13 protein-coding genes and 1 pseudogene are annotated in these 13,093 nt (G+C 72.2%); 5 read left to right on the forward strand and 9 right to left on the reverse strand.

The genetic code is table 11. From position 1 onward, the window contains the following. Positions 1-19: 19 nt before the first annotated feature. Both B1H29_RS03070 and B1H29_RS39065 read right to left on the reverse strand, forming a co-directional pair. Entirely contained in the window at positions 20-406 is a 387-nt protein-coding gene (locus tag B1H29_RS03070; protein ID WP_055421241.1) for a PPOX class F420-dependent oxidoreductase, read from the reverse strand. Positions 407-448: 42 nt separating this feature from the next. Beyond that, positions 449-601, reverse strand: a pseudogene (locus B1H29_RS39065) (pyridoxal phosphate-dependent aminotransferase); the annotation flags it as partial. 257 nt (positions 602-858) lie between these two features. Here B1H29_RS39065 and B1H29_RS03075 point away from each other — a divergent pair. Further along, the gene (locus B1H29_RS03075; RefSeq protein ID WP_055421240.1) at positions 859-2,232 is read left to right on the forward strand and encodes a S1 family peptidase; all 1,374 of its coding nucleotides are present in this window, start codon (positions 859-861) and stop codon (positions 2,230-2,232) included. Between the two features lie 465 nt (positions 2,233-2,697). Here the strand turns inward: B1H29_RS03075 and B1H29_RS03085 are convergent, their stop codons facing one another. Together B1H29_RS03085 and B1H29_RS03090 are read right to left on the reverse strand one after the other, a co-directional pair. Next, a complete protein-coding gene (locus tag B1H29_RS03085) occupies positions 2,698-2,883 on the reverse strand; it encodes a hypothetical protein (protein ID WP_003978128.1) in 186 nt (61 codons plus the stop codon). Positions 2,884-3,033: 150 nt separating this feature from the next. Beyond that, on the reverse strand, positions 3,034-4,197 hold the full coding sequence (locus tag B1H29_RS03090) for an ROK family transcriptional regulator (RefSeq protein ID WP_055421239.1): 1,164 nt from the start codon (positions 4,195-4,197) through the stop codon (positions 3,034-3,036). A gap of 161 nt (positions 4,198-4,358) precedes the next feature. Between B1H29_RS03090 and B1H29_RS40130 the strand changes: the two genes are divergently transcribed. Next, entirely contained in the window at positions 4,359-4,862 is a 504-nt protein-coding gene (locus B1H29_RS40130; RefSeq protein WP_055421238.1) for a sugar ABC transporter permease, read from the forward strand. A gap of 26 nt (positions 4,863-4,888) precedes the next feature. Then, positions 4,889-6,091, forward strand: coding sequence for a Gfo/Idh/MocA family protein (locus B1H29_RS03100; RefSeq protein ID WP_055421237.1), 1,203 nt, complete (start codon positions 4,889-4,891; stop codon positions 6,089-6,091). Between the two features lie 32 nt (positions 6,092-6,123). Here the strand turns inward: B1H29_RS03100 and B1H29_RS03105 are convergent, their stop codons facing one another. Both B1H29_RS03105 and B1H29_RS03110 read right to left on the reverse strand, forming a co-directional pair. After that, positions 6,124-6,819 (reverse strand): L,D-transpeptidase family protein, encoded by a 696-nt coding sequence (locus tag B1H29_RS03105; protein WP_055421236.1) that lies wholly within the window; start codon positions 6,817-6,819, stop codon positions 6,124-6,126. Positions 6,820-6,994: 175 nt separating this feature from the next. Then, positions 6,995-7,795, reverse strand: coding sequence for an SDR family NAD(P)-dependent oxidoreductase (locus B1H29_RS03110; protein ID WP_055421235.1), 801 nt, complete (start codon positions 7,793-7,795; stop codon positions 6,995-6,997). 49 nt (positions 7,796-7,844) lie between these two features. On the opposite strand from B1H29_RS03110, the gene B1H29_RS03115 reads away from it, so the two are divergent. Then, a complete protein-coding gene (locus tag B1H29_RS03115) occupies positions 7,845-8,384 on the forward strand; it encodes a hypothetical protein (RefSeq protein ID WP_055421234.1) in 540 nt (179 codons plus the stop codon). Here the strand turns inward: B1H29_RS03115 and B1H29_RS03120 are convergent. The 3 genes from B1H29_RS03120 to B1H29_RS03130 all read right to left on the reverse strand — a co-directional run bounded on the left by B1H29_RS03120 (position 8,368) and on the right by B1H29_RS03130 (position 11,125). Next, positions 8,368-9,306, reverse strand: a complete 939-nt coding sequence (locus tag B1H29_RS03120) for an SDR family oxidoreductase (RefSeq protein ID WP_055421233.1) — start codon at positions 9,304-9,306, stop codon at positions 8,368-8,370. The two genes, B1H29_RS03115 and B1H29_RS03120, sit on opposite strands and share 17 nt — an antisense overlap. A 101-nt stretch (positions 9,307-9,407) precedes the next feature. Next, entirely contained in the window at positions 9,408-10,037 is a 630-nt protein-coding gene (locus tag B1H29_RS03125) for an MBL fold metallo-hydrolase (protein ID WP_055421232.1), read from the reverse strand. Further along, a complete protein-coding gene (locus B1H29_RS03130) occupies positions 10,037-11,125 on the reverse strand; it encodes an S-(hydroxymethyl)mycothiol dehydrogenase (protein ID WP_055421231.1) in 1,089 nt (362 codons plus the stop codon). Before B1H29_RS03130 ends, B1H29_RS03125 begins: the two co-directional genes overlap by 1 nt. Before the next feature lie 132 nt (positions 11,126-11,257). Here B1H29_RS03130 and B1H29_RS03135 point away from each other — a divergent pair, with 132 nt between their 5' ends. Then, entirely contained in the window at positions 11,258-13,015 is a 1,758-nt protein-coding gene (locus B1H29_RS03135) for an ABC transporter ATP-binding protein (protein WP_055421230.1), read from the forward strand. Positions 13,016-13,093: the final 78 nt, after the last annotated feature.

The following is a 13,093-nucleotide window of genomic DNA, read 5'->3' on the forward strand; positions in this document are numbered from 1 at the left end:
CGGTCAGCCCGACGGCCGTTCAGGACACGGGCGTGATGCGGATCCCCACGGTCCCGTCCAGGCCCCGGCGCAGCCGGCTGCCGAACAGGGTGAGCCGGCCGACGACGCCGTACTTGCGGGCGATCAGCCGGCGGTAGCGGCCGGTCGTGGCCGGGTCGCAGATTTCCGCCGTCGCCGGGACCTGAGCGCCGCTCGGCCTGCCGCGCACGTCGCAGGGGCCGACCAGGACGTCGGCGCGGTTGCGCACGCGCTTGACCTTCCAGGAGTCGGCGGCCGTCCAGACGCCGAGAGTGTCCTCGTCCCGTACGACCCACACCGGGGTGGCGACCGGCGTACCGTTCTTCCGGTAGGTGGTGACCAGCAGGTACTTGCCGGCGCCCAGTTGGGCGAGTGACGCGTCGTCCATGGTCCGGAAGTATAGGTGCCGGGCCGTGTCGCGCCCCTCGCCTCAGGCCGGCGCCGCCGCCGTCCTTCGCACCGCCTCCCTGAACACCCCGGGTGAGGTCGCCAGGTTGAGCCGTACGTGCCCGGCCCCGCCGGTGCCGAAGGGGATGCCTGAGCTGAGGGCCACCCGTCCGCGGCGGAGGAAGACGTCCGATGGTCAGGCGGGCCACGTCGGCGTTGCTCTCGCCGCCGGTGGTGATCTCCCCGGTGGTGTCGACGACGCGGTCGGCGGCCACGGCGACCGCGGGACCACTGCGCCGCGTCCGGTGGACCAGGCGCAGCCGGGACCCGCCGGGGACGGGACCGCGGGCCCGGTGAACACGGGCGGGCCCGTTCCCGTATGGGAGGAGGGCACTCGACGTCCGGAGGCCCCCGCGGCGGCGACGCCGTGTGTCCGGGTTCGGGAGCGCACGCATGAGGCACGCACGACGACGACGCATCGTCCGGCGAGTGGCACGGCTGGCGGCCGTCGGCGGACTCCTGGTCGGGGGCACGATGGTGACCCGGGCCGTGGCGAGCGAACCCCCCGACACGTCCGCCGCGCCGCACACCTCGGCGCGGCCCGCGTCCGGCACCGGCACCGGCGCCGGCCTCGTGTCACGGCTGGGCACCTCCCGTACGGCGGGCCACTGGGTCGGCTCCGACGGGCGGCCGGTCGTCGCGGTCACCGACGAGAGCACGGCCGGGGAGGTGCGCCGGGCCGGAGCCGAGGCGAAGCTCGTACGGCACAGCATGTCCGAGCTGAAGTCGGCGGCGTCGACGCTGCGTTCGGCGCCCCGGGTGGCCGGTACCGCATGGGCCCTCGACTACCGGTCGAACGAGGTCGTGGTCCGGGGTGACAGCACGGTCACCGAATCCGACTGGTCCCGGCTGACGGGCGTCGCCGAGGGCATCGGCGGCTTCGTCCGCATGGAGCGCACCGCGGGCACCTTCACGACTCGGCTGAACGGCGCGGAACCGATCCTGTCCACGACGGGGCGCTGCTCGGCGGGCTTCAACGTGACCGACGGACGCAGCGACTTCATCCTGACCGCCGGTCACTGCGGGCCGACGGGGTCCGTCTGGTTCGGCGACGACGGGGGTGACCGGCAGGTCGGCAGGACGGTCGCCGGGAGTTTCCCCGGGGACGACTTCTCCCTGGTGGAGTACGCGAACGGCAAGGCGGGCGAGGGCGCCGACGTGGTGGCGGTCGGCGAGGGCAAGGGGGTGCGGATCACGGGTACGGGTGAACCGGCCGTCGGGCAGCGGGTGTTCCGCAGCGGCAGTACCAGCGGACTGCGCGACGGCCGGGTGACCGCCCTCGACGCGACGGTGAACTACCCGGAGGGCACGGTCACCGGCCTCATCGAGACCGACGTGTGCGCCGAACCCGGGGACAGCGGGGGGCCGATGTTCTCCGAAGGCCTCGCGCTCGGCGTGACGTCGGGCGGCAGCGGCGACTGCGCCAAGGGGGGCACGACGTTCTTCCAGCCACTGTCGGAGGCGATGGAGTCGCTCGGCGTGGAGCTGATCGTCTCCGCGCGGGAGGGGGCGGGAACCGCGCCCTCCGCGCCGGCGGCCACCGGTGGCGGTGCGACCGCGCCGGGCGCCGCGGCACCGGGGGCCACGGCTCCCGTGACGGGCGTCGACGCCTCGACCCTGCTGTCCCGGCTCACCGACCGCCGCAACGTCGGCCCGGGCATGCTCGTCGTCGCGGGCAGTCTGATCGCCCTGGTGGCCACCCGGTGGATCCGCGCGGAACAGGACCGCAAGGCCTACCGACGGCACTACTCGGCGACGTGGGGATGAGCCGCCGGGCACGCCCGGCGAGGGCACCGGGCCGGTCCCCGAGGACGAGCACCCCGCACAGGACGGAGAGCGCGACGCCTGTGACGGCGCTCACCGGCACCGCCACGCTCCTCGCCCCGCGGCTCAGGCCCCGGTTGAGGAAGTACATGGCGGCGCCGCTGCCCACGCCGGGCAGGGCGCCCCACAGCGGGTCCGCGAAGCGGACGGCCGGGGGCGGTCACGAGGAGGGCGGCCAGGCAGGCGAGCGCGAGACCGCGGGCCTGGCCGGGAAAGGTGACGGCGAAGTGGACGCGCCGGGACAGCAGGCCGCCGGCGGTGGGGGCACCTCCCGGCTCCGAGGGAAGCCGGGAGCCGGGGGACGACGACGCCGTAGCGGACGGCCGAGGCCAGTGCGAGAAGGGCACCCATCCCGTGGGGGGTGCCGAGGGCCGGAGCTCCGATGCGCCGAGGAGCCTCAGGCGCCGGTCAGGCGGCCTTCACGGACTCGGGAGCCGCGTTGGCCCACTCCATGACCAGCCGCTGGTACTCCGCACGCTGCTCGACGCTCAGTGTCCCGCCCGACCGGAGCCAAAGGGCCCGGATCTCCTCGTTGACCTCGGCAGCCGATCGCTCGGAGGAGGGTTCAACAGTGGTGGACATGCTGTGAAGCATACGGCGCCCGGCGTGAAGGCGATGTGAGTAATGACGAGCCAAACGGACATATCGGACCGTGTTACTGGTCACGTCGATCTTCCCATCTGTCAAGGCCTACCGGCGAGTTCGTCCACAACGACTGTGTTCTGCCGCACACGGCCCGGCACTTCACATCTGCGCCGCCCCCAGCACCAGCACCTGGATCGCCAGCACGGCGGCACCGCGCGCCCAGTCGTGGAAGTCGGACACCCTGGTCTCCAGGGCGACCGGCGTCGCCCGCGGATGCCGGTTGCCGCGAATGGTGTCCTCCAGCACATCGCCAACCACGTCCATCAGACCGACCCCCTCCCCGGCGAGCAGGATCTTCTGCGGCATCACGAAGTTGGCGATCTGCGCCACCAGGGTGCCCAGGGCCCGGCCGGCCTCCTCGACGACCCGGGCGGGCATGGGCTCCCCTTCGGCGGCGGCCGCGAGGATCTCCTCGTAGCTCAGGTCGCGGCCCGTGGCGGCCCGGATCTGATAGCGGATGTTGGGGATGGTGAGCAGTGAGACGGCACTGCCGCGTCGGCCGTCGGGGGTGAGCGGGCCGTAGGGGTCGAGGATCCAGTGGCGGCCGAAGCCGCGGTCCTCGTCGCCCGAGTACGGCACCCGTTCGCCGCCGAGTACGAGACCGTAGCCGACGCCGGCCCCGATGGTGAGGACGACGAAGCGGTCCAGGCCGCGTCCCGCCCCGAACCAGGTCTCGGCCTCCACGAAGGCGGCGGTGTCGTTCTCGACGACGACCGGCAGACCGGTGCGCTCCTGGACGAGCGCGGCCAGCGGAACGCCCCGCCACCCCAGGAAGGGGGACTCGCCGACGACGGCCCGGTCCTCCACGAGTCCGCCGACGCCGATGCCGATGCCGGCGACCCGGGGGCGGACGCGGGAGAGTTCCCCGGTCATGCGGGCCAGCAGGTCGGCCACCTCGGCGGGGTCGTGCGTGGTGAGCGGCCGGTCGTGGCGGGCGACGATCTCACTCCTGAGGGTGGTGACCACGCCGTACACCATGTCGCCGGTGATCTTGAAGCCGAGGAAGTAGCGGGAGTCGGCGACCACGTCGAGCGGCTGTGACGGACGGCCCTGGCGCACTCCGGCCGGTGCGCCCGCCTCCGGGACCTCGACCAGCAGCCGGGACTCGACGAGGGGCTTCGTCAGCCGGGTGAGGCTGCCCGGGGAGAGAGCGAGCCGCCGGGCGATCTCGGTACGGGACAGCGGTCCGTTCACGAGCACCTCGATCGCCACGGAGCGTTCGCCGGGGCTCAGCGGGGGCCAGCCTTCGACACTGGTCGGCATGACGGTCGAGCCCCACTTTCTTCCAAGCCAGAAAGAATAAGGCCACTCTAAGCCTCTCGGCCTCCAACAGAAAGAGGTGTGCGCTACCCCTTGACGGGTGGTTTATTCCACGCCAAAAGTAAGTAGGACGAGCAAGCCGCCGCATGCGAGGGAGTCTCCCGATGACCACCCCCGCCAGCAGCCGTGCCGGGAACCGGGGTGACGGACGTCTCGCCGCGGTGTTCGTGGCACCGGCACTTCTGGGCTTCGCGGTCTTTGGTCTGGACAACCACGTGCGGATGGTCCACGACCCCATCTTCTGGGACTCGCTGCGGACCACGGTCGTCCACGTGGTCGTCAACATCGGCGTGCAGACGGTGTCGGCGCTGACCGTCGCCGTGCCGCACCAGCGGCTGACGCCTGCCGGCATCGTCTTCCCGGCCACGCCCGGCGGCACCGAGGCGGCCGTCGCGGCCTGCGAGAAGACGGGCATCGACGTCTCGGCCGTCATCCGGCCGGTCGGCGGCACGACGGAGTTCCGGACCTTCACGTACCCCGTCACCGACCACGCGGCCGGCGTGCCGGCGCTCATGTGGCCGGCCATGCGGGACGTCTACGGCGGTGGCGAACCGGTGAGCAGCCTCGACGAGACCAACGACCAGATCGACCTCACCCTCGAGCAGTGACGCGACCAGTGAAGGGCACGCCATCCATGACGTTCTCCCTCGGCATCGTCGGTGCCGGCCAGTTCTCCGGCCAGTTCGCCAGGCTGTTCCTGGCCCACCCAGGTGTGAGCGACGTGTACGTCACCGACCTGCTGCCTGAGCGCGCCGAGCGGCTCGCCGCCGCCGAAGGCCTCGCCGGCACCTTCCCCACCTACGAGGCGATGCTGGAGTCCCGGACGGTCGACGCCGTCGCGATCTTCACACAGCGCTGGACCCACGGCCCGCTGGTGCTCCAGGGACTGGACGCGGGCAAGCACGTGTACTCGGCGGTCCCCATGGCGATCACCACGCGGGAGATCGCGGAGATCATCGACGCGGTCAGGGCGACCGGACTGACGTACATGATGGGCGAGACCAGCCAGTACAACCCGGCCACCGTGCACGCCCGCAACCGGGTCGCCGAGGGCGCCTTCGGGCGGCTCTTCTACGCCGAGGGCGACTACGTCCACGACATGGACCTGGGCTTCTACGAGGCGTACCGGTACAGCGGCGGCGAGGGGTGGAAGGCCACCGCCAGCTATCCGCCGCTGCTGTACCCGACGCACTCGGTGGGCGGGGTGCTGGGCGCCTGGCGGACGCACGCGGTCAGCGTCTCGGCGCTCGGGGTGGTGGACGAGCGCGGGGACGGGGTCTTCGACCGGTCCGTCAGCCGGTTCGACAACGACGTCTCCAACGCCACGGCGCTGTTCGAGGTGGCCGGCGGCGGGTCGTTCCGTACGAACGAGTTCCGGCGGGTCGGCTATCCCTCGCACATCCGTGAGTCACGCTTCCGCTTCTTCGGCACCGAGGCGAGCATGGAGCAGCTCGCCACGGTGGCCCTGTGGCAGGACAAGAACGGGGTGGAGGACATCAGCGAGCTGCTGGAGCCCAAGCCCGCCACCTCCCCCGACGACCCGTCCCTCCAGCACGTCGCGCCGGAGCTGCGGGCCGCCTTCACCTCGGGTTCGGCGCCCGTGCACGACCGGGCGCGGCTGCCGCGGGCGTTCGACGAGATGCACAACGGGCACGAGGGCAGTCACCACTTCCTGGTGGACGACTTCGTGACCGCGGTGAACTCCGGGACCCTGCCGTCCGTGAACGCGTGGGTCGCGGCCCGCTACACCCTGCCGGGCATCATCGCGCACGAGTCCGCGCGGCAGGGCGGGGCCAGGCTGGAGATCCCGGACTTCGGGGCCGCGCCCCAGATGTGACGCGGCCGCGCGAGCCGGGTGCCCGATCACCGTCAGGTGCCCGGCTTGCGGCCGTACACGTAGACGTCGTCGCCCTTCTTCAGCAGCGACCAGTACTTCTTGGCGACGGTCTTCGTCATGTTGACGCAGCCGTGCGAGCCCGGCGGGTTCCACATGCTCACGCCGGCCGAGTGGAAGGCCTGGCCGCCGTCGAAGAACTGGCTGTAGGGCATCGGCACGTCGTAGAGGGTCGAGTGGTGGTCGATGTTGCGCCAGTAGACCTTCTTCAGGCCGGTGCGGGTCTCGTGTCCGTCACGGCCGGTACGGACCGGCACCGGGCCGTACACCAGCTTCTTTCCGTCCTGGATCCAGCTCAGTTGCAGGGTGAGGTTCACACAGGCGATACGGCCCCTGTTGACAGGGCATTTACCGGACTTGTTCGGATTCTTCCCGACGGCCTTCTGCTTCTGCATCAGGTCCATCACACCCCAGGTGACGGGGCCCGCGTAGCCGACGTTCGGCTTGATGCCGTGCTTGGTCTGGAAGGCGCGGATCGCCTTGCAGTCGGCGGTGGACTGCTTGCCGTCGGCCGGACGGCCGAGGAACTTCTCCACCTTCTTCTGGTACGGGCCCGCCTGTGTCGTGCAGCTCGCCGCCTGGGCCGGCGCGGCGCCGAGCGCGAGCGTGAGCGGTGCCACCAGTGCGGTGACTCCCAGTGCGACGGCTCCCCGTCTGCGTATGTCCCCCATGGCCGGTCAGCCTTTCGCGTCGAAGCGGCGGAATCGGTCGGCCGGGCGGAAGGCCGCCCGTGGTGTGCTCCCGACTGCCAGACCGCCGTCCGGGGGCATCGGTTGCCTGCCGCGCCCACGTCGCGACCGAACCGTGACAAACGCCGTCGAGCGCCGTCGGCTCGCCGGCCGGCCCTCAGTCCGCGTCTTCCCACTCCCGCAACGCCTGCCGGAACCCCGTGTTGACCGCGGTGAGGCCGCCGTCGACGACCAGTGTGGTGCCGGTGATCCAGGTGGCGTCGCGCGAGGCGAGGAAGGCGACGGCCGCCGCGATGTCCTCGGGTTCGCCGACCCGCCCCAGCGGGTACAGCCGCCGGACCGCCGCGAGGTCGTCCTCCCGGTCCTCCCAGGCCGTGGTGCGCACGGTGCCCGGCGTCACGAGGTTGACGCGGACGCCGCGCGGCGCGGCGTGCCCGGCGAGGGTGCGGGTCAGGGAGGCGAGTCCCGCCTTGGCGGCGCTGTACGCGTGGTTGCCGAAGTCCTGGACGCCGTTGACCGAGCCGACGCTCACGATCGCGCCGCGCCCCGACGCCGCGAGGTGGGGCAGCGCGGCGCGGCAGCAGCGGTAGGCGCCGGTGAGGGTGACGTCGAGGTCGCGGGCCCAGACCTCGTCCGGTTCGTCCTCGAAGAGCGGGGCGTCGGGCGCGCAGGCGTAGGCGTTGTTGACCAGCACGTCGAGGGCGCCGAAGGTGTCCACGGCGTGGGTGACGGCCGCCTCGACGGACGCCCGGTCGGCCACGTCGCAGGCGAACGCCTCGGCGGTGAGGCCCTGCTGGATCAGCTCCGCGGCCGTGCGCCGCGCGGCAAGGAGGTCCACGTCGGTCAGCAGCACCCGTGCCCCCTCGGCGGCGAACCGGCGGGCGGTGGCCGCGCCGATGCCCCGGGCGGCGCCCGTGATCAGTACTCCGTGGTCGGTGAATCGCCCTGGTTCCGTCATGGTCCGACCGTACTGCCGCGACGATCAGCCGGGTGGATAACGTGCCTCCATGTCCGCGTTCTTGCAGCAACTCCCCGCGCTCATAGGTGTCGTCATCGGCGCCCTCGGTTCGTATCTCGCCGTGGTCCGCAGCGACCGGGCCCGGTTGCGCAGTGAGACCGCGGCCCGCTGGGAGGAGCGCAGGCTCGCGGTCTACGCCGACTACGCGCGGACCCTCAAGACCTCCGTCACCCTGACGTACCGAATCGCCGCCCACCTCGGCAACGACCCGCACCCGCACCCGCTGAGCCCCGAGGAGGCCGCGCCCGCCCAGGCCGAGGCCACCCAGGCCCGGGACCCCGCCGGGGAGGCGCTGCTGCTGCTCGGCAGCGGTGAGGTGGTGGAGAAGGCCCGGGCCTGGGTGGTGGCGGTGATGGAGATGGAGCGCTTCCTGCGCGAGGAGACGCGTGACCCGGAGGCCTGGCAGGCCCTGCTGGAGCGACAGCGCGCCGGACGCGAGGGCTACTACAGGGCCGTACGGGAGGACCTGGCCCTGCCACCGGGGCACGCGGCCCGCTGGCCGCTGCCGCCCGTCAGCGGTAACCGGTGACGTCGGCCGGCTTGCCCGCGTCCTGGACCTCGACGAGGTAGCGCCAGGCGTCCGGGCGGCTGCCGTCGAGGTCGGTGAAGCCGTACTCCTGGGCGAGGCCGCCGCTGGACAGGGACCGGCCGTTGAAGCGTGCCACGTCCCGGTCGGCGGCGAGGGCGGTGACGGCGCGGCCCACGTAGCGGGGCGTCTCGGAGACGGCGAAGTGCGGGACGCGGTCCAGGGCGTCGCGCCAGTTCTCCTCGCGTACGCCGAACTGGTCGAGCATGATCTCCGAGCGCATCCAGCCGGGGGTGAGCGCGACGGCCGTCGCGCCGCGCGGGCCGAGTTCGTGCCCGAGGGCGAAGGCCATGCGCAGGACGGACGTCTTGGCGAGGTCGTAGAAGAAGGAGTTGCGGTAGTGGTCGCGGTTGTAGTCGTCGGTGCCGTCGGTGACCTCGACGACCAGTCCGCCGGGGCGGCGCAGCAGCAGCGGCAGGGCGTGGTGGCTGGTGACGGCGTGGGTCTCGACCGCGAGCCGCAGGAGTTTGAGCCCCTTGTCCAGGTCGTGCTCCCAGACGGGGCTGTCCCACTCGAAGAGGTTCTCACCGCCCCAGATGTCGTTGACCAGGACGTCGAGGCGGTCCTGTTCCCGCGCGACGCGGTCGACGAGCACGGCGACCTGCGCCGGGTCGAGGTGATCGGTCGGTACGGCGATGCCCCGGCCACCGGCCTCGGTGACCAGGTCGGCGGTGTCCTCGATGGTCTCGGGGCGGTCGTACTCGGAGCGCCGGGCGCGGGTGCTGCGGCCGGTGACGTAGACGGTGGCGCCGGCCGCGCCCAGTTCGACGGCGATGCCGCGTCCGGCGCCCCGGGTCGCCCCGGCGACCAATGCGACCCGGCCTGCCAGCGGCTTCTTCGGTGACGCTGCCAGTGATCCAGCCATGTCCGGCTCCCGTTCCTCTCACGTACGAGCGATGTCGTGATCGAGAGTGCCCGGGAAGCCGGACATCTGCTGTCACCTTTTACGCGTGTTCCCGCGGCGGGTCAGTGCCCGCGCCTGATCCACTCCTCGAGGTGCGGGGCCTCGGCGCCGACGGTGGTCGCGTCGCCGTGGCCGGTGTGCACCTTCGTCTCGGGTGGGAGGACCAGCAGCCGGTCGCGGATCGAGTCGATGATGGTCGGGAAGTGGGAGTAGGAGCGTCCGGTGGCGCCGGGTCCGCCCTGGAAGAGGGTGTCGCCGGTGAAGACGGCACCGAGGCCCGGGTCGTACAGGCAGACCGCGCCGGGCGCGTGTCCGGGCGTGTGCAGGACCGTCAGGTCGGCGCCGGCGGCCTCGATGACCTGGCCGTCGGTCAGCCAGGCGTCGGGGTCGCGGTCGGGGTGGGTCTGCTGCCACAGCGGCAGGTCGTCGCGGTGCAGCCAGATGACGGCGCCGGTGCGCTCCGCGAGGGCCGGCGCGGCGTTGACGTGGTCGTTGTGGGCGTGGGTGCACACGATGGCGGTTAGCCGGCGGTCCCCGACGGCCTCGGCGATCGCGTCGGCGTCGTGGGCGGCGTCGATGACGATCACCTCGTGGTCGTCGCCGACGAGCCAGACGTTGTTGTCGACGTCCCAGGTGCCGCCGTCGAGGCTGAACTGTCCGGAGGTGACGAGGCGTTCGATGCGGGCGGTCATCACAGCACCACCACCGAACGCAGCACGTCACCGGCGTGCATCCGCTCGAAGGCCTTCTCGACCTCGTCGAGCCGGATGGTCTCGGTGACGAACTTGTCCAGGTCCAGGCGTCCCTGGAGGTGGAGGTCGATGAGCATCGGGAAGTCCCGGGAGGGGAGGCAGTCGCCGTACCAGGAGGACTTCAGCGAGCCGCCGCGTCCGAAGACGTCGAGCAGTGGCAGCTCCAGCTTCATCTCGGGTGTCGGTACGCCGACGAGGACGACGGTGCCGGCCAGGTCCCGGGCGTAGAACGCCTGCCGGTAGGTCTCCGGGCGGCCGACCGCCTCGATGACGACGTCGGCGCCGAAGCCGCCGGTCAGTTCGCGGATCGCCTCGACGGGGTCGTTCTCGCGGGAGTTGACGGTGTGGGTGGCGCCCATGGAGCGGGCGGTCTCCAGTTTGCGGTCGTCGATGTCCACGGCGATGACCTTCGCGGCCCCGGCCAGGTGGGAGCCGGCGATCGCCGCGTCGCCGACGCCGCCGCAGCCGATGACGGCGACGGTGTCGCCGCGGCCGACGTTGCCGGTGTTGATGGCGGCGCCGATGCCGGCCATCACGCCGCAGCCCAGGAGGCCGGCCACCTGTGCGGAGACGTCCGGGTCGACCTTGGTGCACTGTCCGGCGGCGACCAGCGTCTTCTCGGCGAAGGCGCCGATGCCCAGGGCCGGGGAGAGCTCCTGGCCGGTGGAGGCGAGGGTCATCTTCTGCTCGGCGTTGTGGGTGTCGAAGCAGTACCAGGGGCGGCCGCGCAGACAGGCCCGGCACTTGCCGCACACCGCGCGCCAGTTGAGGATCACGAAGTCACCGGGGGCGACGTCGGTGACGCCGGCACCGACCGACTCGACCACCCCCGCCGCCTCGTGGCCGAGCAGGAAGGGGAAGTCGTCGCTGATACCGCCCTGCTTGTAGTGCAGGTCGGTGTGGCACACCCCGCAGGCCTGGATGGTGACCACGGCCTCTCCCGGTCCGGGATCGGGCACGACGATCGTCTCGATCCGCACCGGTTCGTCCTTGCCCGGTGCGATCACGCCGCGTACTTCCTGCGCCATGGTCTGAAACCCTTCTTCGGCCACTCGATGAATCCGTCCGAGCCTACGCGCAACTGATCGGTACGGGCCGATGACAGGGCGACATAACCTGAGTCCTCCGCCCGCCCGTCCGTCCGTCCACGAAGGAGCACCGTGAGCATCGCAGAGACGGAGACCGGTCCACCCGCCTGGCGGCTGCTGCTGGGTTACGTACGGCCGCACCGCCGGGCACTGTTCGGGGGTGCGCTGCTCTCGCTGCTCACCGGGCTGACGGGCCTGCTGCTGCCGCTGGTGGCCCGCGGCCTCATCGACGACCTGTCGCACGACCGCGCCATCACCGGTGCGTTGCTCGCCATGTCGGGCCTGGTCGTGGCCAACGCGATGGTGGGCGCCCTCGGTGTCTACGTGCTGCGGCGCACAGCCGAGTCCGTGGTGCTCGACGCGCGGCGCTCCCTGTCGTCGTACCTGCTGCGTCTGCGGGTCGCCGCCGTGGACCGCACCGAGCCCGGTGACCTGATGGCCCGGATCACCTCCGACACGACGCTGCTGCGCGCCGTCACCTCCGAGTCGCTGGTCGGCCTCGGCACCGGCGGGCTCACGCTGGTGGCGACGATCGTGATGATGGGGCTGGTCGATCCGGTGCTGCTCGGGGTCACACTGGCGGTGATCGCCGGCGCGGGCACGGTGATCGGACTGATCGCGCCGCGCATCAACCGGGCGAGCAAGGAGGCCCAGAAGGCCGTCGGTGTGATGGGGGCCGCGCTGGAGCGGGTGCTGGGGGCCCTGCGCACGGTGAAGGCGTCGGGTGCCGAGCACCGGGAGGAGCGGGCGCTGCACGACGCCGCCGAGGAGTCGTGGCGGCAGAGCGTGCGGGCCGCCAAGTGGTCCGCGGCGGCGGGCAACACGGCGGGGCTGGCGATCCAGATCGCCTTCATCACGGTGCTGGCGGTGGGCGGGGCCCGGGTCGCGACCGGGGCCGTGGACGTGGGCACGCTGGTCGCGTTCCTGCTGTACGTGTTCTTCCTGATATCCCCGTTGCAGGAGGTGATCGGCGCCGTGGCGCAGTACCAGACGGGTGCGGCGGCGCTGGTTCGCATCCAGGAGGCGCTGCGGCTGCCCGCCGAGCCGCCGGTGCGGTCCGCCGCCCCGCTGCCCTCCCCCGGGGACCGGCCCGCCGCCCTCGCCTTCCACGACGTCCGCTTCCGCTACGCGGACGATCTGCCGTACGTCCATCACGGGGTGACCTTCGACGTGCCGGCCAGGGGGATGACGGCGTTCGTCGGCCCGTCCGGTGCGGGCAAGACCACCGTCTTCTCGCTCGTCGAGCGGTTCTACGACCCCGAGTCGGGAGAGATCACGCTGGACGGCCGGAGCCTGGCGGACTGGGAACTGTCCTCGCTGCGGGCCGCCATCGGCTACGTGGAGCAGGACGCCCCGGTGCTGTCCGGGTCGCTGCGGGACAACCTGTTGCTGGGCAACGGGGAGGCGGACGACGACACGCTCGCCGGGGTGCTCAAGACGACCCGGCTGGACGGTCTGGTGGCCAGGCTGCCCATGGGCCTCGACACCCTGGTCGGGCACCGCGGCACCAAGCTGTCGGGCGGTGAGCGCCAGCGGGTCGCCATCGCCCGCGCGCTGCTGCGCCGCCCCCGGCTGCTCCTGCTCGACGAGGCGACCTCGCAGCTCGACGCGGTCAACGAGGCGGCGCTGCGCGACACCGTGGCCGACGTGGCCCGGACGACGACGGTGCTGGTCGTCGCCCACCGGCTGTCCACGGTGACGATGGCCGACCGGATCGTGGTGATGGACGCGGGGCGGGTCCGCGCGGTGGGTACGCACCGGGAGCTGGTGACCGCCGATCCGCTGTACGCGGAGCTGGCGGCGACCCAGTTCCTGGCCACCGGCGGCTGAGCCGCGCCGGGGTGGGTGAGGGCGTGCGTGAGGGCGTGCGTGAGGGCGTGCGTGAGGGCGTGCGTGAGGGCGTGCGTG

The organism is Streptomyces pactum, from assembly GCF_002005225.1.
Taxonomy (GTDB): domain Bacteria; phylum Actinomycetota; class Actinomycetes; order Streptomycetales; family Streptomycetaceae; genus Streptomyces; species Streptomyces pactum_A.